Source organism: Pedobacter sp. Leaf194 (assembly GCF_001423945.1).
Classification (GTDB): domain Bacteria; phylum Bacteroidota; class Bacteroidia; order Sphingobacteriales; family Sphingobacteriaceae; genus Pedobacter.
In genome coordinates, this window is the sequence record NZ_LMPU01000009.1 from 806,764 (window position 1) to 831,340 (window position 24,577).

Annotated in this window: 17 protein-coding genes; 1 reads left to right on the plus strand and 16 read right to left on the minus strand. The window is 44.3% G+C overall.

The genetic code is table 11. The annotated features are described in order from the left end of the window. Positions 1-963: 963 nt before the first annotated feature. Genes ASG14_RS13890 through ASG14_RS13930 form a run of 9 tightly spaced genes read right to left on the minus strand, consistent with a single transcriptional unit; the run spans position 964 to position 15,901 of the window. Positions 964-1,824: an ROK family protein gene (locus tag ASG14_RS13890; RefSeq protein ID WP_056871635.1), complete on the minus strand. Its 861-nt coding sequence runs from the start codon at positions 1,822-1,824 to the stop codon at positions 964-966. Between the two features lie 4 nt (positions 1,825-1,828). After that, on the minus strand, positions 1,829-3,007 hold the full coding sequence (locus ASG14_RS13895) for a glycoside hydrolase family 76 protein (protein WP_056871636.1): 1,179 nt from the start codon (positions 3,005-3,007) through the stop codon (positions 1,829-1,831). A gap of 25 nt (positions 3,008-3,032) precedes the next feature. Further along, positions 3,033-5,390: a GH92 family glycosyl hydrolase gene (locus tag ASG14_RS13900; protein ID WP_056871637.1), complete on the minus strand. Its 2,358-nt coding sequence runs from the start codon at positions 5,388-5,390 to the stop codon at positions 3,033-3,035. A 15-nt stretch (positions 5,391-5,405) separates the two neighbouring features. Then, positions 5,406-6,611, minus strand: coding sequence for a glycoside hydrolase family 76 protein (locus tag ASG14_RS13905; protein WP_056871638.1), 1,206 nt, complete (start codon positions 6,609-6,611; stop codon positions 5,406-5,408). Between the two features lie 48 nt (positions 6,612-6,659). After that, on the minus strand, positions 6,660-7,787 hold the full coding sequence (locus ASG14_RS13910) for a SusE domain-containing protein (RefSeq protein ID WP_056871639.1): 1,128 nt from the start codon (positions 7,785-7,787) through the stop codon (positions 6,660-6,662). A gap of 12 nt (positions 7,788-7,799) precedes the next feature. Continuing rightward, complete coding sequence (locus ASG14_RS13915; protein WP_056871640.1) at positions 7,800-9,422, minus strand: RagB/SusD family nutrient uptake outer membrane protein; 1,623 nt, start codon at positions 9,420-9,422, stop codon at positions 7,800-7,802. A 22-nt stretch (positions 9,423-9,444) separates the two neighbouring features. Next, positions 9,445-12,597, minus strand: coding sequence for a TonB-dependent receptor (locus ASG14_RS13920; RefSeq protein ID WP_056871641.1), 3,153 nt, complete (start codon positions 12,595-12,597; stop codon positions 9,445-9,447). 55 nt (positions 12,598-12,652) lie between these two features. Continuing rightward, positions 12,653-14,074 carry a sugar porter family MFS transporter gene (locus ASG14_RS13925; RefSeq protein WP_056871642.1) on the minus strand — a complete coding sequence of 474 codons (1,422 nt, stop codon included), beginning with the start codon at positions 14,072-14,074 and terminating at the stop codon, positions 12,653-12,655. A gap of 6 nt (positions 14,075-14,080) precedes the next feature. Beyond that, positions 14,081-15,901, minus strand: a complete 1,821-nt coding sequence (locus ASG14_RS13930; protein WP_200940345.1) for a class I mannose-6-phosphate isomerase — start codon at positions 15,899-15,901, stop codon at positions 14,081-14,083. Between the two features lie 380 nt (positions 15,902-16,281). Here ASG14_RS13930 and ASG14_RS13935 point away from each other — a divergent pair, with 380 nt between their 5' ends. Beyond that, positions 16,282-17,016, plus strand: coding sequence for a GntR family transcriptional regulator (locus ASG14_RS13935; RefSeq protein ID WP_056871793.1), 735 nt, complete (start codon positions 16,282-16,284; stop codon positions 17,014-17,016). 164 nt (positions 17,017-17,180) lie between these two features. Here ASG14_RS13935 and ASG14_RS20050 read toward each other — a convergent pair whose 3' ends face one another. The 7 genes from ASG14_RS20050 to ASG14_RS13965 form a co-directional block, all read right to left on the minus strand. Then, positions 17,181-17,453, minus strand: coding sequence for a UBP-type zinc finger domain-containing protein (locus ASG14_RS20050; protein ID WP_082491584.1), 273 nt, complete (start codon positions 17,451-17,453; stop codon positions 17,181-17,183). Positions 17,454-17,457: 4 nt separating this feature from the next. Next, positions 17,458-18,702 (minus strand): FAD-dependent oxidoreductase, encoded by a 1,245-nt coding sequence (locus ASG14_RS13940; RefSeq protein ID WP_056871643.1) that lies wholly within the window; start codon positions 18,700-18,702, stop codon positions 17,458-17,460. 98 nt (positions 18,703-18,800) lie between these two features. Next, a complete protein-coding gene (locus ASG14_RS13945) occupies positions 18,801-19,622 on the minus strand; it encodes an alpha/beta fold hydrolase (RefSeq protein WP_056871644.1) in 822 nt (273 codons plus the stop codon). 272 nt (positions 19,623-19,894) lie between these two features. Then, a complete protein-coding gene (locus ASG14_RS13950) occupies positions 19,895-20,446 on the minus strand; it encodes a hypothetical protein (protein ID WP_056871645.1) in 552 nt (183 codons plus the stop codon). A gap of 20 nt (positions 20,447-20,466) precedes the next feature. Further along, positions 20,467-21,525, minus strand: a complete 1,059-nt coding sequence (locus ASG14_RS13955; protein ID WP_056871646.1) for an NADH:flavin oxidoreductase/NADH oxidase — start codon at positions 21,523-21,525, stop codon at positions 20,467-20,469. Positions 21,526-21,536: 11 nt separating this feature from the next. Continuing rightward, a complete protein-coding gene (locus ASG14_RS13960) occupies positions 21,537-23,741 on the minus strand; it encodes a hybrid sensor histidine kinase/response regulator (RefSeq protein ID WP_056871647.1) in 2,205 nt (734 codons plus the stop codon). A 78-nt stretch (positions 23,742-23,819) separates the two neighbouring features. Then, positions 23,820-24,515: a LytTR family DNA-binding domain-containing protein gene (locus ASG14_RS13965; protein WP_056871648.1), complete on the minus strand. Its 696-nt coding sequence runs from the start codon at positions 24,513-24,515 to the stop codon at positions 23,820-23,822. Positions 24,516-24,577: the final 62 nt, after the last annotated feature.

The window sequence follows — 24,577 nt, forward strand, 5'->3', positions numbered from 1 at the left end:
TTGCATACTAATATTATTAGCTTAAAACACCTTTTACATTTAAAATTCGAACAAAATTAGTAATTATTCAAGAAATTTACTTCTTGAAAGAGTAATTAAAGCACTCCTAATTTTACTAAACGCCCTAACCTAGTAGGCAGTATATTAAAGGGCATGCACCATTAGGTTCTGCGAACTGTGTCAATTGAGAACACCCATACTTCTCATCCGCACCGTATACATTTGGCCGATGCCCAAAGTTTTACAGCATTGGCGAAATGGGTACAGGCATAATCTCCGCCTACCGCTATGCTTTGAGAACCTTTCCGGGAAGGCGTTTGTAATATGCGCATCCCTTTCCTTCTTTCGTCTACAGTATAGAAAAGGAAGCTCACCTAAGCTATTCGACTCCACAACAGCTGTGCGGACCTGGCCGACATGTTCAATGTTTTGTACGTTCATTTCTACAAAAAATTCGTCTTACCAAAGTTCGCATCGCCTTGTTTTAGATAGGGTAAACATTCATCTTCTATATTATAAATTACTCTACCTTCTAAAACAGCTTCAACTCTTTGGTTTTTCTCTGCCAGACAGGTCATGCCAGATAAACAGCCATTATGACTATAAAAAATGCCAGCTCTGATGCGAGGGGCGTCCTAAGAAAATAAGTTAACAATAATTAAATTATTAATCCCTGAAAAACGCTGAAATGTAGATGACCTGATTAACGGGCATTGATTGCAGATAAAGGGCTTCGCCTGAATTTAAATGATTTAGCATTTAAATTTACGGGCTGTGTCACTTGAGGACTGCCTAGCGCAACTGCTGCCTTAATATTTTAAGATAAAAAGATATTCTTCCGGAATTGTTGCAAGGGTATGCTAAGAATCTCGGTTAACAAAGCATCATGAATGCTATTATTCTCCACCCTACACATATCCCAGCGTAGCCGGGAAGTCATTTGTCAAGCTTTTATTACAGCGTTTATGCTATCGAACAAGCCGCACCGATCAATGCTGCAGATTCTCCAAAGGTTGAGATATAGACCGGGACAAGAACTGACCTGGTGCTGAGGTATGATTGAAGCTGAGGCAAAAACAGTGAGGACGCTTTTGAAATGTTTCCGCCAAGAACGATGCAGTCAAAATTTTCCTTTTTGTAAATCTTACTCAGAAAAATCCCGAAATTCATACTAAACTCATCAAATAATTCAAGTAAAGAATTTCCGGAGTCCGCTTCCTCAATTAAGTGTTTCACATTTGGCACCTGAAGTCCTGAGTATTGAGCGTGTTTGGACACGAACCACCTGGAGGAAAAAAAGTGTTCACAAATACTGCCCATAAAAGGATATTGCCAGTAATCTGCATCTGTTGCTGTGCCCTTGATGCCCCATGCCGAACCGAATCCTGTGCCGAGGGTAAAACCGATGACTTTATCGTACTTAGAAGCGCTTCCATGCTTGAGTTCGCCCTGCAGAAAACATCCGGCGTCATTAATAAACCGGATTTCCGCAACATCCCCAGCCAGTTCCATTAACATAAGCCTGCGAACATCGTGGCCATAAAGGGCATCATATTTATCCATGTTTTTCATATAGGATATGCCTTTTTGATAATCAAATGGTCCGGGCATGGCTATTGCAATCTTTCCGGAGTTTGATGCGGATTTTAAGCTGCCGGAAATCACCCGGCACCAGGTGCTGATGATCTCGGAAGCGCCTGCTTTTGAGTTGACTTTTTCGCGATGCAAAGAGCCCGGCAAAATCTGACCGTTAGCTACATTTACCAGCGCAGCAGTAATATGGGAGCCGCCAATGTCTGCTCCAAGAATTATATTTTCATTCATTTCCTTATTCTTTATTGGTCATGCTAAGCAGTCCGATTCTTGCGTAAAGTTCGGCCACGCATGCTTCATCCAGGAGCCATTTGGGCTTTTCTTTACTTTGCTTGTCGTTAAGCCACTTGGCGCTGAGCAGGCCATATTTATCCATGGAGTTCTGCCAGGCTTCATTTAGTTCATAGGTAATGGCTTTGATGTATTCGGGATTCTTATCTATTTCGTAAAGCGCTTGGTAAGCTCTGAATAAAACAGTCACAAACCAGGGCAGGTCGATGCTAAGCCTCCTTCGGCCACTTATTTCACTGGAAAAAAAATTAAAGGCGTTTTTGGCCAGCAGCTGTGCCTCAGTAAGGTATTTTGTTTTACCGGTAAGCTTGTAGAGCATTACTGATGCCTCCAGCATCGACCCGGTATTGTAAGTATAATATGTTGGATTAGGCTTGCCATCCATTTTCATGTCATTGTAGTAGATGCCCTGAGGATTGCGAAGGGATGAATGCATCCAATCGTAAAAACGCTTGCCCCATTCCAGATACACTTTATTGCCCGTAGTTTGGTAAAGCTTAAGCGCGGCAAGCGTCGCCATCCCATTGCTGCACGCAGGTTTTTGGTCCTTGTGTCCTTCAAGCCAGTAAACACCCCCACCGAGTTGCCCATCCCAGCCACTAATAATAAAATTAAATACTTCAATGGCTTTTTTGGAATAGATGGCTTTTTTAGTATTCTGAAAGCTTTCACAATAGTCAATGCAAACCAGCGCATTGTCATCATAATACCGGTCAGCTTTTTCAAATTTGGCAGGATAGGCCTGGTAGCCAATGGGCTTTCGGATGCTGTCGCGGTAAGTCCAGAGGCCAATGGCAAGGGTATCCAGGTAGCTGGAATATTTCTCCTTTAAGTCAGGAAACTTAATGAGTACGTTAGCTGCCGAGCACATTCCTGAAAGCGGCCAGAGGAAACTGGCCTCTTTTTCCCGGACGTTAGCGCCCTGGAAATAGTCTAGTTCGGTTTTTTCTCCTCTAGGGTAATGTTCGCTAAACAGTCCTGGATGCCCATCAAGCCTGTACTTCTTCCAGACCTTGTCAAAAAAAGCATCGGCCCTATTTTTCTCGGAATCGCCTCCAGTAACCCTTTGGCAATAACTTTCCATAAACAACAATATCATCACCGAGCTAAGAAGGTATTTCATATCAATTAGAGGTTAATTTCGCTCATTACTGTACCGATGGCGGCGGAACCGCTACACCCCAGCGTTTGTTTGGCTTATTGCCCATTATCAGGGTCAGTACTCCCCCTTTCATCAGTTCATCCCTGTACATCCAGGCATTTGTTAATGGCTTTCCATTCCAGCGTGCAGACTGGATGTATACATTCTCGCGGCTGTTATTTTTAGCTTCGATGACCAGGCGCTTGCCGTTGCCCAGAACAATCTGCGAATTGTCAAAGACAGGACTGCCGATTTGCAAGGCAGGCCTTGAATCTGTCAGTCCCTTTACATCAAACAGACCTATTGAGGCCATGACATACCATGATCCCAACTGACCCTGGTCTTCGTCCTGCCCGTAACCATAGCCGTGAATAGGCTCGGTTCCATAAAATTCACTGCATATTGCCCTGGTCCATTTTTGGGTTAGCCAGGGCGCCAAGGAATAATTGAAAAGCCAGCTGATGTGAAGATTAGGCTGGTTACCGTGATTATAAAGCGACTGAATTCCGGCAAAAGCATCAATAGTTTTACCCCCACCGAAAGCGTTTTTCCGTGAGGTTTCAAAAATGTCATTTAAGCGTTTATTGAAAGTGTCTCTGCCTATCTTTGCTATTAATTCCTTGGGGTTCTGCGGAACATAAAAAGTGTACTGGGATGCATTGCCCTCCTGAAACCCCCTCCACGCTTCAAGCGGATCAAACCTGTCAATAAAGTTTCCATCCCCGTTTTTCGGACGAACGAGCTTCAGCTTCTCATCAAATATAGTTTTCCACCCTTGCGATAGGCCCATCAGCTTTTGAAAATCGGATGGTTTGCCCATTTTTTTTGCTAACTGCGCTGCAGCGAAAGCACTGTAACTATACTCGAGCGTATGAGAACCTGAAAAGTGTGACCCAGTCGAATCGGTTTTGTCCGCATCAAGGTAAGGTACATAGCCCTTCGAGATAAAACTGCGGGTGTCCATCTTACCTGAACCGACCAGCCGGTTCTCGTAGTTAAGTTCATTGCCCAGAACCGCTTTATAAGCGAGATCAACATCATAATCCCTGATGCCGGACTGATAGGCCCCCGCGATGGCGAGTCCGACGAAATTTGTGCCAACACCTGAAACAAAGTTACTGTTTGCGATTCCATCTCCGAACCACCCCCTCTCCTTATAAATTTCCAGCTGGGTATGTACAAAATCACTGTAATGCGATGGATAGGAAAGTGCCCAGAGCTGGGTGATGTTCCAAAATCCTCCCCATATCGCATCGGTATTCATAAAATTGTAACTGAATTTGCCCCTCGCATCCTTTGGAAGCTGACCAATAGTGCCGTCATGCCTTGGAAAATTTCCATTTACATCACTCGCTATCCCGCGTCCGAGCAAGGCATGATATAAGCCGGTGTAAAATTTTGTTTTCTCTGCCTCATCTTTTCCTGAAACGCTAAGCTTACCCAGCTGCGTGTTCCACTCCCTTTGGGCGGCAGTTTTTGCACCGTCAAAAGACATGTGTGCAGCTTCGGTCCTAAGGTTAAGTCTTGCATTGGAGATGGAAGTGTAGGAAAGACCCACCTTTATTTCTATCGCTTCATCCTTTGCTGTCTGATAACCTAAATACAGACCAGCGCCTATTCCCTTTGAAAAACGCTGATCTGGAATGGAAGCCGCTTGACTCAACGCACCTACAGAGCCAGGCGGCTTGCTCAGTTCACCGAAAAAAAACATCGCGACCCGCCCCCCCTGGTCATAGGTTTTCACATATTTCGGATAGGTGATAACAAATCCCTGGAAGTGGGTATCGTCAATCATTTCCACTGAAGCATCGCTTACCGGCCCGCTCTCACCCTGGACATTGCCTACCGACAGCATGATTCGTGAGTCTGCAGACTGAGGAAAAGTGTAGCGGTGGAAACCGACCCTTTTGGTGGCAGTAAGTTCTGCTTTAATTTTAAACTCATCTAAAATAACCGAGTAATAACCGGGCTTGGCAACTTCGCTTTTTCGGTCAAAAGCTGAACGAAAACCGCTTTCCGGATTTTCAAGATCTCCGGGAACAGTTTTCAGCTTGCCCGCTGTTGGCATGAAGCTGATGCCGCCAACCTGCCACTCGTGAAAATGAACAAATCCTTCTATCGAGTTGTGGCGGGTATCATAACCGACGGCCTCCCAGCCCTGCAGGTTGCCGTAACTCCCGTTGGTTGAGGGCGCCAGTTTTGCCATTCCATATGGAACGGCAGCAGGGGTATAAAAAAACCACCTGCTGTGGGCAGTTCCAATATTTGGATTCACGTATCTGAGCAAATCCTGGGCGTACGCCCCGGGTATCATCAAAAGCAAAAGTGCCAGTGCGGATAGTATTCTTTTTTCTTGTTTCTTCATAGGGCCCTTTTAATTTTAATATTTTGAGAGCATTGCCTGGAGCCGTTGCATCCATGCCTGATCAACGGTTTCCATTTCACTCGATCGGTTTTGTCCGTCAAATCCTGCAAAGAAATAATAGCCCAAATTAGCAGAATTTCGGTTTGCCAGATTTAACCGGTTGATATTTTCTTTTGCAAAGACCAGCCACGCTTCATTTTTATCTGCCTGATAGAGGCGTATCATGGCCTGAGACCCCCAGGCGCACCATGCCGGATTAATTCTGGTTTCAGCTGTATTGAAAACGTAGCCTTTATACAATGCGTTCCAGAGCGTAGTATTCATAGCCTTGCCAAGATTTTGAGCCTTGTTCAGATAAGCGGCATCATTCATAATTTTGCTGTAAAGTAAGAACGCTTCAACCATGATGGCATTGTCATAGGTAAACTTTTCAGTATGTTTCAGTCCTTCGCCTGCGCCGTCGATTTTCCAGATATACAACCCTGTGTTTGCATCAAACATCTTTGCATTGAGCCATGTATCGACCTGCCTGGCCCAGTCCCTGTAAACCGATTCTCCGGTGAGCTCGTAAAGTTTTAGAAACAATTGAAGCGCAAGGCCATTGGTCTGGGTCGGTTTTTCAGGCTTTTGCGTGTTCCAGTAGAAACCGCCTCCATATACATTATCCCAAAGGCCGCTATTGATTAGCCAATCTCCGCAGGCCTTGGCTTTGGCAAGGTAAGCTTGTTTGTCCGTTCCCGAGGTGACCTCGTAGGCTTCCAGGTAAACCATCCCGCTCAGGGCATTATCATCAACATATTTATCGCCACCAGCGCCGCTACCGTCTAAGTTCACAGAGGCAAAATAGCCACCTCTGAGATCTTTCTTGTCCCACATGTTCTCCATAAACCTAAATGTATTGTTCATGTAGACCAGGTAGCTGGATTCCCCGGCTGCGACCATCGCAGCATCAGCATATATCTGGCTGACATTATACCACTCAAAACAGTTTGCGGATTTTGAGGTGGTATTTGCGCGATACCCGTAACTCGCGGTGAGCAGGTTATTGACTGTGAAGTTGTGTGTGTCCTTAGCTTGTTGCAGGTAGTCTACTTTCGCACCTGGCACCACCGGTGGAACAACCGGCGGTGGCGAGACGGGTTGTGGCTCCGCTCCTTTCTTGCATGAGATGGCTAAAATGAGCGCTAAGCCCAGCAAGGTGTTTTTCACTATCGCTTTCATAGGGTAGGTTTTTAAGCCACCGGAACTTGCCGGTGACTGGTAAATTTCTTACTGCGTTACAATGCTATGGGTGTAAGCTCCTGCAGCGTTCAGGTTCACTGTGGCAATGATGCTTTTGTTATCTGCTGAAGGGTTGAATTTGTAGGTATTGTTCCACTGATCATTACTTACCTGGTTGAGGTAGAAATAGGATGCCGCCTGCCCAACCGGACTAACGTTGTTTGTATTGCTGCTGCCCAGATATTTGATTCCCGATGAGGTATGGAGTGCAAATTTATAGCGCTCATCCCTGCCCCAGGAAAACTGATAAAATGTAACCGGAATGATGCCCGACTTCCATGTACCATTTGCTGTATAATTCAGCTGCCCGATTTCTGATGCGTAAGCAGACATATAAAGCCCCAGGCTTTGAATTTCGCTGGCTTCGACCACGCTGGCAACATTGAAATCATATTTTAGATAGTACAACTTTGTGTTACCTGAAACAGTAACAACCTGGGTTCCCTCTTTTATCAAAGCACCTTCTGTGGAAAATTTCCTGCCTGCCTGGGCCTGCTTATCAGTCAGCTGATAGCTCCCAGCCTTTAATGAAGTGTAAAGCTCAAAAACGCCGTCTTCGAGCTTTTTAAATTTTACCGCTTTGCTCAAATCATCACCACCTTCACTTGCCGAACCTGTCAGGTATAGTTCGGCTGGCACTTCCGCGAATCCTGCAGGGCGTTCCAATTGTAGCATCCTGGTTTCTCCACTGGCTTTTCTGCTTGATGCTTTTGAGCTGATGACCGTCCAGCTGACCTTGCCTGTGGAGGAAGAATTAATTCCGCACAAAGCGGCGATTTTGGTTAAATCTTTATGCGATATTGTCACCTGGGGCTGTACACCGCCACCATCAGAAACCACTTTAAATACTGGTGCAGTAAAATTCCCGCCTTCTTTATCAAAGGCAACTTCGTAAAGGACAAGACCTCCGTCATCTGGTGTGGCGCTACCCCATTTGAACTGTTGTGAGGCCGCGGCATTAGAGGGTGTTAATTTAATACTCGCCTGGTTTAGCGGGACAGTTAAGCTCCCCAACTGGCTAATGTTTTCATTCAGCGTTTTGTTATCCTTTTTACAGGAAACCGCAGCAGCACATACTAGCAGTGTGAGCAGCACTATTTTTTTAAGATTTTTCATATCCGGATAATTTTAATAACCTGGGTTTTGTGTCAAATTTTTATTCAGGCTCACCTCGCTTGAAGGAACGGCCCAGAGATAATCTCTTGCTGAATTGAATTTACGCTGCTGCGTCCTGATGTAACCCCCGTCAATATTCTGATCTGTGGCAAACCTGGCACCGTGGGCAAAACCATTCATGGTTACCTCGGCCACCTTCCATCGTCTGATATCATCGGCCCTTAATCCTTCCATGGCAAGTTCAGCCCTGCGCTCGCGGCGGATGATATTGGTTAAATCACCTGAAGGATAAGCAAGCGCTGCTGCATCTGTAAATCCTGCCCTGGATCGAAGGGCACCTATCGTTTTCGCCCAAATCGAAGCGTCCATTTGCCCAAGGCTATTTTTAGCTTCAGCATAACTAAGCAGTACTTCTGCGTAGCGGAACAGGTGAAGGTTATTTCCGGATACAAAACTTGAAAGCGCAATGGGATCAAAATATTTTCTCCAGTAATATCCTGTTGCAGAAGCGCTCTGAGAGCCTGGCGAATATTCATCCAGGCCGGGTTGAACCGGATCCGAACCTGGCTTAATGTAAATGGTCTTTGTGGTGTTGTTTGGATTAACCCATGTATATCTATCATAAACGACTGTTGCGGTCAATCTCGGATCGCGGTTGATATATGGGTTACTCTCCAGATACCCTGACCCGGATTCTTTTATCCCCCGGCCGTTGAGCATCACATAATCATCTACCAGCTCTTGGGTCGGTGCCATTGCGCTTACCCTGCCGCCCACGGTTCTTGGTGCAAAATCCCAGAAATTCTGCCATGTCCTTACTGTAGGTACATATTGCAGGGACAGGATACTTTCGCTGTTGTTCTTATTGGTTGCCGGATCGCTAAAAAGCGCTCCATAACTCGGGCTGAGGGCATAGTTGCCATAAGTTGACTGATTGTTAATTAATTTTTCACAAACAGAGACGACTTCATTCATTTTATTTCCCTGATAAAGAAAGGTCCGCATCTCTAAAGCGAGCGCTGCACCTTTTGTTATCCTGCCATTTTCACTGGCAGGAAGCTGATCTTTACTTGGCAGATTCGGGATTGCAGCTTCGAGCTGGGCGATGATGTAGTCGCTTACCGCAGCTTTCGAAGTGCGGGGAATCACCTGAGCCTCCTCGGGGGTTAAATCGTGATCCGGAAGTGGGACATCACCATACCATTTGCTTAGGTTAAACAGCGCGAAAGCCCGCATGAACTGGTTCTCTGCCTTCATCCTGGCGATGGTTGCCTGGGGCAAGGTCTTGTTTTGATCCACGTTATCGAGGAAAATATTAACCGATTTGATGGTCTTATAATAGCTTGCCCAGTCCCCCGCAAATTTTGCGGTCAGCGAAGTTGCATTTCCGCTGGCAATTAAGTTTAAGTCTCCTGAAGGAGAATAGGCATTGTCTGATAACGCTTCAGGTTCGAAATACAGCGAGCTGTTATAAAGCAGGCTGTAGTTATTATTCAGCGCATTGTTTACATTGACATCCACAGTCCAGAAGGTTAAATCTGAAAAGCGGTCAGTCGGTGCGATATCAAGCTTTTTACATCCTGCCACGGCAAGAATGATTGAAGCGATTATGAGGTTTCTATATAAAAATTTCATAGGAGTAATGCTAACCATGTGATTAAAAAGTAATGTCCAGACCCGCACCATAAAATATTGGCAACGGATACTGACGGGCACTGTTTGAGCTCGATCCGGTGCTGACATTGTTTCCAAATTCCGAAGTTTCGGGATCAATGAACTTCAGCTTTGAAAGGGTGAATAGATTCTGTCCGATAAGGGAAACCCGAACGCGTTTCAATCCGGCTTTCTGGGTCAACGATTCCGGAAGTGTATAACCGATATTCACATTTTTCAGGCGCAGATAAGCGGCATCATATTTATAAAGATCAGAACCAGTTCTCCAGTTGTTTGTATTGGACGGCGAACCGATATTGGCAAATATCGGGTAGCGTGCATCGGGGTTATCTGGAGTCCAGTAATCGGTCATATGTTCGTACACCGTGGCTCCATATCCATAGTGAAAAGGCTCAACAAGCTCTCCACGAAGAAATGTTTCCCGCTTACCGACGCCCTGGATAAACAGCTGGAGGTCGAACCCTTTTACTGCCAGGCGGTAAGTAAAACCGAACGTATATCTTGGAAAGGGATTTCCGAGCACTGTCTTGTCCTTTGCATCAATTACCCCGTCGTTGTTGATGTCCTTGAACTTAACATCCCCTGGAACCACTGCATTGCCCGCAATCTTTGGGGAATTGTTGATGTCGGCCTGATTTTGAAAAAAGCCATTGGTCTGATAACCGTAATATTGGGTGATTGGCTCACCTACTCTTCGAAGCAATTGAAATACATCCTGGTTGATAATCTGCTCGGTAGCGCCGCCGGATAGCTGTAGTAGTTTATTTTGATTGTCTGCAACGTTAATACTAAAGCTTTGCGTCACGTTTTCGCCGCGAAGGTTATAGCTCAGTGAAGCTTCCCATCCCTTGCTGCGCACCTTGGCAACATTAAAATCAGGTGTGGCCGCTCCAAAAATTGCTGGGATGTCCTGCCTGGGCTGAAGGATATCCCTGGTTACTTTGTTGAAGTAATCAAACGAAGCGGTCAGCTTGTTTTCAAAAAAGGCTGCATCAAGACCAATATTGAACGTTGAAGCTTTTTCCCACGTCAGATCACGGTTTGACAACAGTGTTCCTGCACCGCCGACAGGAATGTTATTGAATCCGTAAGCACTCGCGTAATTGAAATAGGTTGTCTGATACTGAAAATTCCCAACGTTCTGATTGCCCAGCACCCCGTACGAAGCGCGAATCTTTAAAGAATTTACTGTGTTCTTTATCGATTGCATGAACGATTCTTGAGACACGAGCCAGCCAGCACTCACTGAAGGAAAGAAACTGCCCCTGTTGCCCCTGGCAAATTTTGAAGATGCATCATAACGCGCCGTTGCCTCAAGCAAGTATTTATCTTTGAAGGAATAATTTAGTCTACCGAACAAAGAAAGCAGGCTGTTGGAATTTATGCCCAAGCTGTTATTAGAATTAATTGGATCAACCAGGGTGCCCGTCGTTGGTGTACCCAGCAATTGATCGGTTAACGTTTTTTGCAGCTGAAATCCGCGCTGTGAATAATTTTCACTGGAGGCACCAAGCTGAACCTTAAAATCATGTTCCGAAATCTTTTTTCCATATTCGAGGTAAAGCTTAGTATTGAAAAGCTGGGACTTGCTGTTGGCATCCAGTACGGACCGGTCATCCCCGTAAACACCCGATGGAAGGTAGTTTACCTGTACACGGCGAAAGAAAGTGCCGTTGTTCTGGAGCGTGCCACCAAATTCACCGGTAAGTTTCAAATCTTTTGTGATGTTGAACTGTCCATTGAATGAACCAAAAATTTCATCATTGTCTGCCTGGTTGAATCCACCTTTTTCCAGTACCCCGTATTCATTATACTGGGAAGCGAAGGGATTGGTCAGATAGTTCCCATTTTCATCCTGCCAGTTAAAGTTGTGCGGTACCCGGTTTGCGTCGGCAAAAATATTGTTATCACCGACACTATTGGTTTTGTTTCTGGTCTTGGTATAAAGTAAGATAAAGTTAGTCCTGAACTTACCGATTACATTGGTTTGATTGAGTCTCAGATTGTATTTCTGGTAACCAAAATTCGCACCATCCCCGCCATTTCCTATAAAATTACTCTGCTGATCCTGATAACCCGCAGAAACATAAAAGGCGCTTTTCTCTCCCCCACCGGCAATATTTATGTTGTGGGACTGTTGAGGCGCCGTGCGCAAGAGGTGTTCAATATCCCATGTGCCATCACCCTGATCTTTGAGTTGCTGTATCTGGTCAGGCGTGTAGGCCGGGCTCAGTCCAGAGTTGACCAGCGACTCATTTTTATAATAGGCGTTCTGCCATGCCGGAACTTTATGGACCAAAACATTTGCATCCTGAATGCCATAGCTTCCGTTGTAAGAAACTGTTGTTGCCTGGTTGAGTTTTCCCGCCTTTGTGGTGATGAGTATCACGCCGTTTGCTGCCCTGGAGCCATAAATCGCTGCAGAACCCGCGTCCTTCAAAACCGAAACGCTGGCAATGTCATTTGGATTGATGGTATTCAGGTTCCCCCCGACTATACCATCGACCACAACCAAAGGGGTATTGTCGCCAAGGGTACCCACGCCCCTGATGTTGACGGTAACATCACTACCAGGATTTAGATTTGACTGCTGGATAATTAAGTTCGGCGCCTCTCCCTGCAAAGCCTGGTAAGCATTCAGTACCGGTTTGTTTTCAATATTTTTTGAATCAATTGTGCTTACTGAACCGGTTATGGAAACCCTTTTTTGCGTACCATAACCCACAACCACGACGTCTTCCAATGCGTTTGCTGCGCTGGGTTTCAACTGTACGTTAATCGTTCGCTTTCCTGCTATGGGAACATCCTCACTCAGGTATCCAAGGTATGAAAAGGTCAGGCTCCGGCCAGATAGGTTCTCGGGAATGGAAATGCTGTATGCACCGCTTGGGTCAGTCACAGCACCGACGGAAGTCCCCTTAATCTGCACGCTTACGCCCGGGAGACCGATGTTTTTTTCATCCAGGACCTTACCCGTAATAGAAATTTCGCGTGCCGGGGAAACGCTTAATGGAAAATCTGAAGCCTTCGCCGCAGCTGGCCCGGGGCTGAAAGGAAGCAAAACTGACACCAATACAGCGAGTTGCAGAACCTGCAGCCGGCCCTTGTTTTTGCCTTGGTAAAATTTGAGTCTCATAATATTTGGTTAAGTGGTGATGCCCTGAGGCATTCTGAAAATGTGTTCAGGGCTATTAGGTTTTATGAATTGAGTTTGAATCCAACTGCCAGTGTGCATCGATTTCCTCCAGGGAACGGCCTTTGGTTTCAGGAATTAGCTTCCATGTCAGGTATAGTGCGGGCGAACAGCAGATTGCGAAAATCCAGAATGTCCAGGATGAACCGAGTCCCTGGAGCAGCACAGGGGTCAATTGCCCGACAAAAAAATTGCCTATCCATAGTGTCAATGTCGCAAGAGACATGGCTTTACCCCGGATCCCGTTCGGAAAAATTTCCCCGATGACAACCCAGCAAACAGGCCCGAAGGAAAAAGCAAAACAGGCAATGAAAGCAAGAATAAAAATCAGAATCCAGGGACCCGAAATCACATTGAAATAAAAAAGCATACCAATAATTATCAGCGAAATCACTGCCCCGCCAATGCCAATATAAAGGAGCGGCTTACGTCCCCATTTATCAATGGTGAATATTGCAACAAAAGTGAAAAGTACATTGACAAGCCCAATCGTTACTTGTCCGCCCAGGGCATTATTTAACGTGAAGCCAGCCTGTTCTAAAATTCTGGGACCGTAATAGATGACCGCATTTATCCCACACACCTGCGATAAAAAAGGCAGCAGCAAACCTATCCACAGCGCTTTTCGGTAAACTGGTTGAAAAAGTGTCTTGAATGAACCATCTTCACTTTTTGCGTTGTTCGCATGGAAGGCATCAAGCTCCTTTTTGGCAGCATATGGCCCGTCAATCTTCGTCAGAATTTTCAGCGCAGCACCTTCTCGTCCCTTAGAAAGCAGCCACCTGGGCGATTCCGGCACAGCAATTAGTGACAACAGAAATATCGATGCCGGCACAGCGCCAAGTCCAAGCATCGCTCTCCAGACCTGCTGAGACATTATGGCCTGTGTGGTCTGTGATGGAAGTTCGCTTGCACGACTGGCCAGATATGCGTTGGTAAAATAAGCGGTTACGATGCCAATTGTGAGGGCGAGCTGATATAGTGAGACCATAGTTCCCCTAAGCCTTGCGGGCGCAAACTCTGAGATGTAGAGCGGGGAAACCATCGATGCCACACCAATTCCTATTCCGCCTATCAGCCTGAAGACAATCAATGTAGCGAAAGAGCCAGCATACATGCACCCGACTGCAGATACAAGAAATAAAAATGCAGAAAGGATGAGTACAATTTTTCTCCCAAAGCTATCGCTGAGCTTGCCTGAAATGACAACACCAGCTATGCAGCCAAGAAGGGCGCAACTAACGAACCATCCCTCGCTTACCGCATCCAGTCCGAAATCTCTTGTCACCAAGCTAATGGTCCCGGAAATTACTGCGGTATCAAAGCCAAAAAGAAATCCGCCTAGTGCGGCAACAAGGCACACCAGATAAAGATAATACCCGACTTTTGTATCGCTATTGTATTGTGGTTCTAAGTTCATATAGGTTTATTTTAAAAAGGCCTTAATTACCTTTGCCTGGAGCGCAGACTTGTTGATAAGCTTATAACTTCCGGCAGAGGCGGGAATTACAAAAGTTTCTGCATAGACAAAGTCCATTTCAGTACCATCCTCAGTCAAGACCTGCACAGCCTCACCTTCGACAAGCATCAGGACATGGCATACCTGCTCCGTTTTAATCTCGACCTGCGAGCTAAAGTCAAGTCGGTGCACATCATAGAAATGCTCCTTGTGGGTTGGAAGATGGTAACAGGTCACGCCATCCTTTTCGAAAAGCACCTGAGGCCTGGAAATCAGTTCCTGCTTTACCTTTTCTCCCTTTCTTGAAAAATCAAGGTTTCTGAAGGCATGTTCAATATTTATTGGCCGCGGTTTACCGTTTAAATCCAGCCTCAGCCAGTCGTACATTTTAAAGGTGAAAATATATGGCGTGGCACTTATCTCCAGCACCAGGTTCTCCGCACCAGCGCTGTGGATGGTACGGTTGGGAATCAAAAACAGGTCATGCTTTTTAGCTTTGTGGAGCTGCACATATTTCGCAATATCCACTTCTACACCATCCCGGTTACTTTCTTCGAGTACGCTTCTAAATTTCTCAGCTTCGATATCTTCCTGGAAACCCAGGTAGACTCCCGCATTATCCCTGCAGTCTAAAATGTAGTAGGTCTCATCCTGGGTTATTTGCTCGCCAAACTGCGTTTTTATGTAATCTAAACTCGGATGGCACTGTATGGAAAGATTCCCGCCGTCGAAAGTATCTAGAAAATCAAATCTGATTGGGAATTCGGCACCAAACCTTTCAGCATGACGGCCCAGGACATTTTTACTCTGCTGAAACATTAAAAGGTCAAACGATACCTCTAAAAGTAATCCGGCACTTTCAAAGACTAAACCATTTTCAGGAACGATTAGCTCGAACGACCAGGCATAATTTACCTCATGTTGATCCAGCTGGGGCATTCGCTGCTTCATCCACTGACCACCCCATGCACCCGGAGCAAACCAGGGTCTAGCCCGGAATACTGAGCGGGACATCTTTTGAAGTCCTTTGCGAATCGATTCCCCATAGGCAAAATTAATTTCTTCCTCCCACTGTGCATCGATGAATATATCGACTCTTGGTAATAAAGCCTGCTTATGGGCATTCAGTACCACCCAGTCTATGAAATAAAAACGTTTGTACATCTCGGCGGGATCCTGAGGTCGGGATTTACCTAAGTTGCAGATTGCTCCTGCACTCATTCGGTGCTGAAGCTCATTTTTTGGCAAATCAACATAGGCAAGTGCAGCATCCCAGCCGCTCAGCGAAGCGCCACATCCAACCAGCAGGTTCAACTCGTAATCCTGTAAAATAGCCGAACTTCTAAGCGCATCTAAATCAAAGAAATCCGCCAGTTCCATGCTAGTTTTTTTGCCCCATACAGCATCTTTTTCTCCCAAAAATTCATCCGCGAGCGCATCAATTACCTTTTCCTGCTTTAAAAAAGAGGAAGCTTCCACGACATTTGCCCGGATGCCCCGTCTTTGGAACTCCCGCTCAAGTGAACGCACAATCCGTGTCCAGTAAACCCCGACATAACCATCGATAATGACTGTCTTTTGGGCTATAATGTAGTCGGCGAGTTGCCTGAAGCCCTCAAAGATTTGCCCTTCGCCCAGAGGATAATAAGGATAAATATTATACCCCTCTGGGCTATTGATTTGAGCAATTGATGGCGGCATAATTTCCTGCTCGGTATTTCGCATTGGTTCTTCTATCGACATGTCTACGTTGGAATTCTGATAAATATCTTCTGTGATTTGATTCATGTTTATACAATTGTATCTAGCCTCAACTTCAAATTGCAACCTTTCTAATTACCCGCCCATATCAAGATAGGTTCAGGATTAAAGTGTAATCATTTGCGCCAATGCATCAGACGATACCGGAATAAAGTCACAGAATCAGGCAAATTTTAGCAATTTTAATCAAGGGGATTTCATTGAAAAAAATTTGGTTAGACAATACATTCATTAGTATGTATATACAAATGTAATATTTATTTATAATTACGCAAGCGTTTTAAAACAAAAATATTTAACAAACAATCTATATCTCCATCAAGAGGACTAATTAAATTGAGTTAAGCGAATTGATTGTACATACATATATGTTAATTTATCAAAATTTTTATATTATTGTATTAAGTATGAAACTTACCATTGACCATAAAAGCCCGGTACCATTACACATTCAGGCGGAGGAATTATTGAGGAAATTAATTGAGCGTCCCGAATACGTCGGCGGCAAATTGCTTCCCAACGAAGTTGAGCTTTCAAAAGATCTCTCGATCTCCCGCACCACACTCAGACAGTCCATAAATAAGTTAGTATATGATGGTCTGCTGGTGCGCAAGAAGGGTGTTGGTACCAAGGTTGCAGAATCGAAATCGTTGAGTTCGAAATCCAAGAACTGGATGAGCTTTTCGCAGGAAATGAGCGCGCGTGGAATTCCGATTAGAAATTTTGAGCTACATGTAAGCTGGGTATATCCCGAAAAACGCATTGCGAGCTTTTTCCAGATTAAAGAAGATAAAAAGATACTAAAACTGGTCAGACTCCGGGGAAGACCCGAAGGCCCTTTTGTCTATTTTGAATCTTATTTCCATCCAAGTGTTGGCCTGACGGGCGATGAAGATTATAAAGCGCCACTTTATGAGATGCTGGAAAATGAACACGCAGTTATTGCAATGGTATCAAAGGAAGAAATCAGCGCGATTTCTGCAGATGAGTTTATTGCTGAGAAGCTTGAAACAAAGGCAGGGCTGCCCATACTGTTTCGAAAACGCTTTGTTTATGACGTCAATGAAAAACCCATCGAATATAACCTTGGCTTCTACAAGGCTGATAGCTTTGTTTATACCGTTGAAAGCAGGCGGGAATGATTACGAAGTCGAGGTGTGTATATTCTTAACGGGTTTTAACAATCAGTCATTGCTTATTTCAGAACTTTAAACCGCTCTTAATTTAATAAGCTAATAAGTTAAAGGAGGCGAAGTCTCCTTTAACTTATTAGTAAAGCTGAAATTTTGATATTCTGCCTGGAAAATTAATATTCCGCAACCTCATCATCTACATAGCAGTAAAGCCATCTTTCTCCCGGCTCAGACGATATTACGACCGGATGTTTTTCGGCTTTGCAATGGTGAGACATGTGTTGTTTCGGTGATGAATCGCAGCACAATGTTTTTCCGCAGGTTTGACAGGTACGCAGGTGTACCCAGTCACTTCCTTCCTTTACGCAAACTTCACAAACATGTTCTTTCTCAGTTTTCAGCGTCTTAACTGCGCTGATGTGGCTACAAATATTCTGATCTTCCATTTTATTATAATTTAGATAAATATTGATGAACTTGTGTTACGGCCATGGCGCCTTCTCCAACCGCAGATGCAACCCTTTTTACCGAGCCAACCCTTACATCACCAGCGGCAAATGAGCCCGGAACGCTGGTTTCCAATGAGTAAGGTAGGCGCTCGAGGTTCCAGCAAACTTTATATTGATCAAGGGTTACCAAATCGTTACCGGTGTAAATGTAACCGTTTTTGTCGCGGCAAATCGCTGTGTCTCTCGCCCACTCTGTATTTGGCTTACCGCCGATGCAAATGAACAACTTCGAGGTATCATGCCAGTTTTCGGCGCCATCCTGGCTATTTCTGATTTTTATTCTCCTAAGCGAATGGTCGCCATCCAGACCTGTAACCTCAGAATGGTAAAGTACTGTGATGTTCTTAATACTTGCAATGCGCTGAATCAGGTAATCGGAAAGGGTATCAGAAAGATTGCCTTTCCGTATCACCATAAATACCCGTTTCGCAAATCCCGAAAAATATGATGCAGCCTGACCTGCGGAGTTTCCACCTCCAACGATATATAAGTCTTTATCCTGGCAGAAAAGCGCTTCGCTCGCTCCCGCTCCATAGTAAACGCCATTGTAGAGAAAACGCTGTTCATCCGGCAGGTTAAGCTTAGCATATTCTACACCCGTGGTGCAAATATTTGCTTTAGCAATAAGCGCTTCGCCGGTGGCAAACTCCCCTCTTATGTGTCCATTGTAAAAAGTGCCTTTCACCCCTTCTCTGAGGAGCAAAATTTCCACGCCAAATTTTAAAGCCTGCTGCCTCGCTTTTTCAGCGAGTTCAGCGCCAGATATGCCTTCAGGAAATCCGAGGTAATTTTCTATCAGAGAACTCGTTCCGGCTTGTCCGCCAACGGCTTCCCGCTCAACCAGCACAGTCTTCAAACCTTCAGACGCAGCGTAAACCGCAGCGCTGAGTCCGGCAGGGCCGGCGCCATAAATAGATACATCATATTCGTTAAGGCGTGGTTTGCTTATCCAGCCGAGTTTGGCTGCAATTTGTTCAATGCTTGGGTTTACAACAAATGCTCCGTCGGGAAACTCGACCATCGGATGTTTTTCATCGTTTGTAAATTCGCCTGTATGCAAATGCCAATCAGTATTGTCTGCTGAAATATCTATCCAGTCGAAAGCGACAACACTCCTTTTCAGAAAGTCCATAATTTGATAGACTTCTGCCGAATCAGGCTTTCCGTAAAGTTTTAATTTGCTCATCTTGATAGGGCTTAATTTACTCAATTTAAAATTAGATACGATCGCTTCCCGTTATTTTTAGGCGATGGCTCATCAATTAACAATGGAGCTACTCAATATTACGCCTGAATAAATGCCAGAATATCTTTATTAATTACTGCAGCCTGGGTGGTTGGCATGCCGTGTGGAAATCCCGGATAGGTAATAAGTGTGCCATTTTTAAGCAGTTTTGCCGATTTTACACCTGCATTTTGGTAAGGCACGATCTGGTCATCCTCTCCGTGAAGCACTAAAACCGGAATCTCAACAGCTTTTAAATCTTCGGTAAAATCCGTTTCGGAAAATGCTTTAATGCATTCATAATGCGCCAGGATGCTGCCCATCATTCCTTGTCTCCACCAGTTTCTTCTAATCCCTTCTTTAATGTCGGCACCTTCGCGGTTGTAACCATAAAAGGGCATGGTTAAATCAATATAAAATTGTTGCCTGTTGTTAAGTGTTTGTGCTCTTATGTCATCGAAAACTGAAATGGGAACGCCATCTGGATTGGTTTCGCTTTGCACCATTACCGGAGGAACTGAACTTATTAAAACCGCCTTTGCAACACGGTCTTTACCGTATTTATTTACGTAACGAATGACCTCGCCACCTCCTGTTGAATGGCCGATGTGGATTGCATTTTTCAGATCCAGAAATTCGGTTAATTCAGCCACATCTGCAGCATAGGTTTCCATGTCGTGACCACTGGTTGTTTGTGTAGATCTGCCATGACCTCTTCTGTCATGTGCGATGACGCGGTAGCCTTTTTGAAGAAAGAAAATCATTTGTGCATCCCAATCATCGGCTGATAGTGGCCAGCCATGGTGGAACATGATGGGTTGGCCGCTGCCAAGATCTTTGTAAAAAATTTCTGTTCCGTCTTTTAATTTTAGAGTTTTCATGTTGCTTTGAGTTTAAGTTTTAAATTTATTATTTGAGTGATATTTTTTGCCGGCAAATGCTGTGCGTTGTTTTCTTAGGTAAATCTACCGCAGCGCCAATGGTTACGCAGGCAGAATTCGGTGAACAGGCAAAAAAGTTCGTTAAGTAAGCTTGCGGTGCGATGGAGGGCGAAGCATTTCGGTTGGCTTGAAATCATTTTCAAAAGGAACAAAAAAAAATCACCACATAGTTGTGGTGATTTATAAAGTGTAGATGGCGTGTTGCAATTAGGCTATTTAAACAACCATTTTCTAATGAGTTTGGTGTAATTTGGCATAACGAGGTAAACCATTAAAAAAACAACGCAGCCTGTGCTAATAAGGCTGTCGAAGAAATGATTTTTGGGGAGGCCAATTAAACGCAGGAATGGAAAAATAATAACTGGAACGAGCAGAGATACTGGATAAATTGCCGACCAGGTTGCCAGGGCCTGCTTCCATCGTACAGGAACCTTACCTGTTACACTTTCAGAATTGAAAAGAAAATCGAGACCGGACTTTATTTGATACCGATCACTTTTCCTGAAGAACGGTTGTGCTTTTTCGATAAATCTTTTTCGCTCCGGAGATTCCATCCACTCTTTGAGATTATCAATCGTATCGAACCTCATTATTACGGTATAAACGAATGTTAAATTGGGGATTGGCTTTACAATCTGCAAATCTATAAAGCCCTGGGCATGTTTAGAAACCGGAAGTATTTCATCCAGCCATCTTTCGTAATCCAGCTTCTTACCCTCGAGAATATGATGCGTAATCACCACTGAGGCGCCTTGATTTTCCATAAGTTTTGATCAGTTTCCTGTTAAAAAGCTCTTTTATACTGCCATGGAATTGAAATTTCCAGCTTCAGTGTTTTTGCTGCATGAATGGCAAAGTAAGGGTCGCGAAGGTGTTCTCTCGCAACAATAACCAAATCCGCATGCCCGCTTTCGATAACCTCATTTGCCTGGGCAGCATCAGTTATCATTCCAACGGCTCCTGTTGCAATGCCGGTCTGCGCTTTAAGGGCTGTGGCAAACTGAACCTGATATCCTGGATAAACTTTGTCTTTACTTACGTTCGTAAATCCTCCGCCTGAGGCAGTAATCAAATCGACGCCTTTCTCTTTGAGCACTTTTGAAAGGGAAACGCTGTCCTGCAGGCTCCATCCTTCTGGCGTATCTACATAATCGACTGTTGAAATGCGCACCAAAAGAGGCATACCTTCCGGAATGACCAAACGCACTTTTTCAACTGTTTCTATGAGAAAACGAATCCTGTTTTCTAAAGAGCCGCCGTACTTATCCTGGCGTTTGTTAATTAAAGCAGAATAGAACTGGTGGAACAGATATCCATGGCCTGCATGCAGTTCTATGGTATCGAAACCTGCACGAACAGCCCTTTGCGCAGCTTTTACGAATTGCTCCTGCAAGTTTTCAATTTCTTCGATAGTTAATGGTTGTGGCACTACACCATTCATTTCCGTTGCCGATGAGGATTTAACTGTCCAGCCGCCTTCCTCTGCCGATAATGGCTTCATCCCTAAATTAGGATGGCGAAGGCTTCCTTTTCCGCCCGAATGCCATAATTGGATACCGATTTTTGCACCTTGTTCATGCACAAAATCAACAATGTTTGCCCAGCTTTTTTCCTGTTCATCGTTCCAAATCCCCACATCGTTCAGGGTAGCAAGGCCATCCGGAGCAACCGCGGTACATTCGGTAATTATCAGGCCTGCTCCGCCTACAGCACGGCTACCAAGGTGAACAAGGTGCCAGTTGCCTGGAATGCCATTTTTTGCGCTATACTGCTGCATTGGCGATACAACGATTCTGTTTTTCAAATTGAGTTCGCGAAGAACTAAGGTAGAGAATAGGTTCATTTTCTGCTTTTCTAAAGTTGTTTTAAAAATAATTCTGCCTCAACCGTCGCGGCGGTTAGCACCTGTTTTAATTGATTTAAAATGGCATCGGATTGAGGCGTCATCTCCAGGGCAGTTTCAAGTTCATTGAGTTGGTTTTCGAGAAGTGTAAGTAAGCCCATCATGGCGATGCTCGTTTTAAGGTCGTGCGCCCGGAGCCTAACTACCTTAAAGTTTCCCTCCTGATAAGCTGCAGTCAATTGCGACAGGTGAAGGGGTATGTTTTCAATAAATTGCCTGGTAACGGTTTGCTCAAAGCTGTTGTCGCCGCCGCTTATCGAGCGCATATAGGTTAAATCCAAAAGTCGAAAGTCGCTTTCCTTTCCTTGTTCGCTTTCCGTTATTGCATGCTCCTGTAAACCGAAACCTGCAATAAGTTTAAAAAGTTCGTCTTCTTTAATGGGCTTGGATATGTACTCATTCATGCCGCGACTCAGGCACTTTTCACGTTCTCCCGCCAGGGCATGTGCGGTCATTGCAATAATTGGGATGTCGGATTTTAGAACCTCGCGTATGTGCTGAGTAGCGGCATAGCCGTCCATTTGTGGCATCTGTATATCCATTAACACCAAATCGTAGCTAATATTGGCGAGTTGTTCCACAGCTTCAGCGCCGTTGGAAACAATATTAAAGTCTATATTCCACTGCAACAGCAGATGCTTCATCAAACTCTGGTTAATGGCATTATCATCTACAACCAAAACCTTTAAGGCCATATTGGCTTTATCTTTAAAGTAACTTGCATCTTTAGCCGGCACCACGTTAAGCTGCTCCTGGGAGATGTAGTACGGGATATAAAAATCGAATGTGGTTCCTTTACCCTGTTCACTATCTACCTTAATGTCTCCATTTTGAAGTAAGATTAGACTTTTTACTATCGAAAGTCCCAGCCCCGTTCCACCGAAGTTTCTCGTTGTCGAATCCTCGCCCTGGTTAAAGCGCTCAAAAACTTCATTAAGTTTTCCTTTTTCAATGCCGATTCCTGAATCGGAAACCCTAAAGCCGATGGTGATTTTATTTTCAATCCGGTCTTTCGTGTAAACCTCGATACCAACGCCTCCCTGGTGCGTAAATTTTATGGCATTGCCGATAAGGTTCACCAGGATTTGCGTTAACCTTGTTGCATCTCCAATCAGCGTATCAGGGATAGAGGCATCCACTTTAGTGGATATGGTTAACCCTTTTTCTTTTACCCGTTCTGAAAATAAAGTTTCAACAGAGTTTGTAAGGCCATTTATGCTAAACGTTGCCGGACTAATGCGAACCATTCCTGCTTCAATTTTGGAAAGGTCTAAAATATCGTTTACAATTGCCATGAGGTTTTCTCCTGAGCGTTGAATTGAGGATACAAACTCTGCGGATGTGGAATCGAGACTTCGCTTTTGAAGCAAATTTGTAAAACCCAAAATACCACTTAAAGGTGTACGAATCTCATGACTCATGTTTGCAAGAAAATTCTCTTTAGTTTGTGCAGCTATTGAAGCCATTTTTTCTGCAGCATTCAGTTCCATAATTAATAAATGTTGCCGGCGAAACTGACGCACAATATGGTAACCGATTACCGCACCGCTTAGTACCAATAGAATCAACAAACAGATGTCGTAGAATCTTGATTTGCTGCCCATCTCTTCGCTAAGCCTGCTCAGTTCGAGCATATCCAATTGGCGGCTTTTATTGATTTTTGCAGTGATGGAAGTAATCTCATTGGAAATTTTTCGTGCCCGCGGATTGGCAATCGATGTTTGATCGTCCATATTACCTAAAGTATGATACCGATGCAAAAGGCGCTCTTTGACAATCTTTTTATCCAGGGCAAGCACACTTAAGCGCCGAATCAGCTTTTCTTCGCCAGGGTCTTTGTTATCCTGAGATAATGAATCGAGAAATCCTTCAATCTGATTTATTTTTTGGTCAATTCCTTCAAGATGCGTGGTATCGTTAGTGGCAATGGAGGCCCTGATTCTACTCTCAACGCCTAAAATATCCCTATCGATTTCCCGAAGGTGGTTGCTTGATCGTAATTCGTGTAAGAGCGTATTGTTGTTTGTTATCAGCGCTTTGGTATTTCTTGCCGAGTTTAACTGTATCCCAATCAATAAAATTGAATCTGCAATGAAGGTGAATACAATCAGATAAGCAAAGCGCTTATTGCCCATAACCGTAGATATGTTGATCATGATGATATAATAAATTAAGGTATAGCCGGGATAATAAATGAGCTACAAGATTTACTGGACTGGAATGAAAGCGCATCGTTAAAATACATTCATTCTGGCATTTAACGCTTTGCGATAAGCATCTGCAACGGGAATAAATTGCCCGTTGATAACCAGACCTCCATCCTGCAAGGTGTCGATTTTACCCAGCGAAACAATGTAAGAGCGATGAACCCTAACGAAATTGTCTTTTAACAAACGTTCTTCGGCAGCTTTCATCGTTCCATGTATGGCAAACATTTTTTCCCTTGTGTAAAACTTTACATAATCACCCATAGCTTCCGCATAAAAGATATCGTCGAGCTTTAGTCGCCTGGTCACATTTGAGTCTCTTACGAACAGAAATTCATCTTTGCTAATCTGTACATTTTCGTTCCTGCTTTCCAATATGGCCCGGGCCTTCGTTACAGCCTGTAAAAATCGCGATTGAGTAAAAGGCTTCAGCAGATAATCGGCAATATTGAGCTCGAAAGCTTCTAATGCATAATCCTTATTAGAAGTTGTGAAGATGATAATGATTTCTTTGTCGTTAAGATTCCGCGTTAGTTCAATACCTGTCATTTCCGGCATTTCAATGTCTAGAAAAAGCAAATCAATTTTTTCACTTTGCAGGTGATTGTACGCTGCAAGTGCATTGTTATACTCGCTTATAATGTTAAGGTTTGGAATCTGTTTGGCCAGGTGCACAAGCGTTGTTCTGGCGATATCATTATCATCAACTATCAGGGCTTTCATTGGTGCAATAATTTAGTATAAAACAAATATAGCCAACGAATTTTATTTACCTGATAAATGCC

Bases quoted from the DNA above. Each gene is read 5' to 3' on its own strand.
- ASG14_RS13890 (WP_056871635.1), bottom strand. From the start codon at position 1,824: ATGAATGAAAATATAATTCTTGGAGCAGACATTGGCGGCTCCCATATT.
- ASG14_RS13895 (WP_056871636.1), bottom strand. From the start codon at position 3,007: ATGAAATACCTTCTTAGCTCGGTGATGATATTGTTGTTTATGGAAAGT.
- ASG14_RS13900 (WP_056871637.1), bottom strand. From the start codon at position 5,390: ATGAAGAAACAAGAAAAAAGAATACTATCCGCACTGGCACTTTTGCTT.
- ASG14_RS13905 (WP_056871638.1), bottom strand. From the start codon at position 6,611: ATGAAAGCGATAGTGAAAAACACCTTGCTGGGCTTAGCGCTCATTTTA.
- ASG14_RS13910 (WP_056871639.1), bottom strand. From the start codon at position 7,787: ATGAAAAATCTTAAAAAAATAGTGCTGCTCACACTGCTAGTATGTGCT.
- ASG14_RS13915 (WP_056871640.1), bottom strand. From the start codon at position 9,422: ATGAAATTTTTATATAGAAACCTCATAATCGCTTCAATCATTCTTGCC.
- ASG14_RS13920 (WP_056871641.1), bottom strand. From the start codon at position 12,597: ATGAGACTCAAATTTTACCAAGGCAAAAACAAGGGCCGGCTGCAGGTT.
- ASG14_RS13925 (WP_056871642.1), bottom strand. From the start codon at position 14,074: ATGAACTTAGAACCACAATACAATAGCGATACAAAAGTCGGGTATTAT.
- ASG14_RS13930 (WP_200940345.1), bottom strand. From the start codon at position 15,901: ATGAATCAAATCACAGAAGATATTTATCAGAATTCCAACGTAGACATG.
- ASG14_RS13935 (WP_056871793.1), top strand. From the start codon at position 16,282: ATGAAACTTACCATTGACCATAAAAGCCCGGTACCATTACACATTCAG.
- ASG14_RS20050 (WP_082491584.1), bottom strand. From the start codon at position 17,453: ATGGAAGATCAGAATATTTGTAGCCACATCAGCGCAGTTAAGACGCTG.
- ASG14_RS13940 (WP_056871643.1), bottom strand. From the start codon at position 18,702: ATGAGCAAATTAAAACTTTACGGAAAGCCTGATTCGGCAGAAGTCTAT.
- ASG14_RS13945 (WP_056871644.1), bottom strand. From the start codon at position 19,622: ATGAAAACTCTAAAATTAAAAGACGGAACAGAAATTTTTTACAAAGAT.
- ASG14_RS13950 (WP_056871645.1), bottom strand. From the start codon at position 20,446: ATGGAAAATCAAGGCGCCTCAGTGGTGATTACGCATCATATTCTCGAG.
- ASG14_RS13955 (WP_056871646.1), bottom strand. From the start codon at position 21,525: ATGAACCTATTCTCTACCTTAGTTCTTCGCGAACTCAATTTGAAAAAC.
- ASG14_RS13960 (WP_056871647.1), bottom strand. From the start codon at position 23,741: ATGATCAACATATCTACGGTTATGGGCAATAAGCGCTTTGCTTATCTG.
- ASG14_RS13965 (WP_056871648.1), bottom strand. From the start codon at position 24,515: ATGAAAGCCCTGATAGTTGATGATAATGATATCGCCAGAACAACGCTT.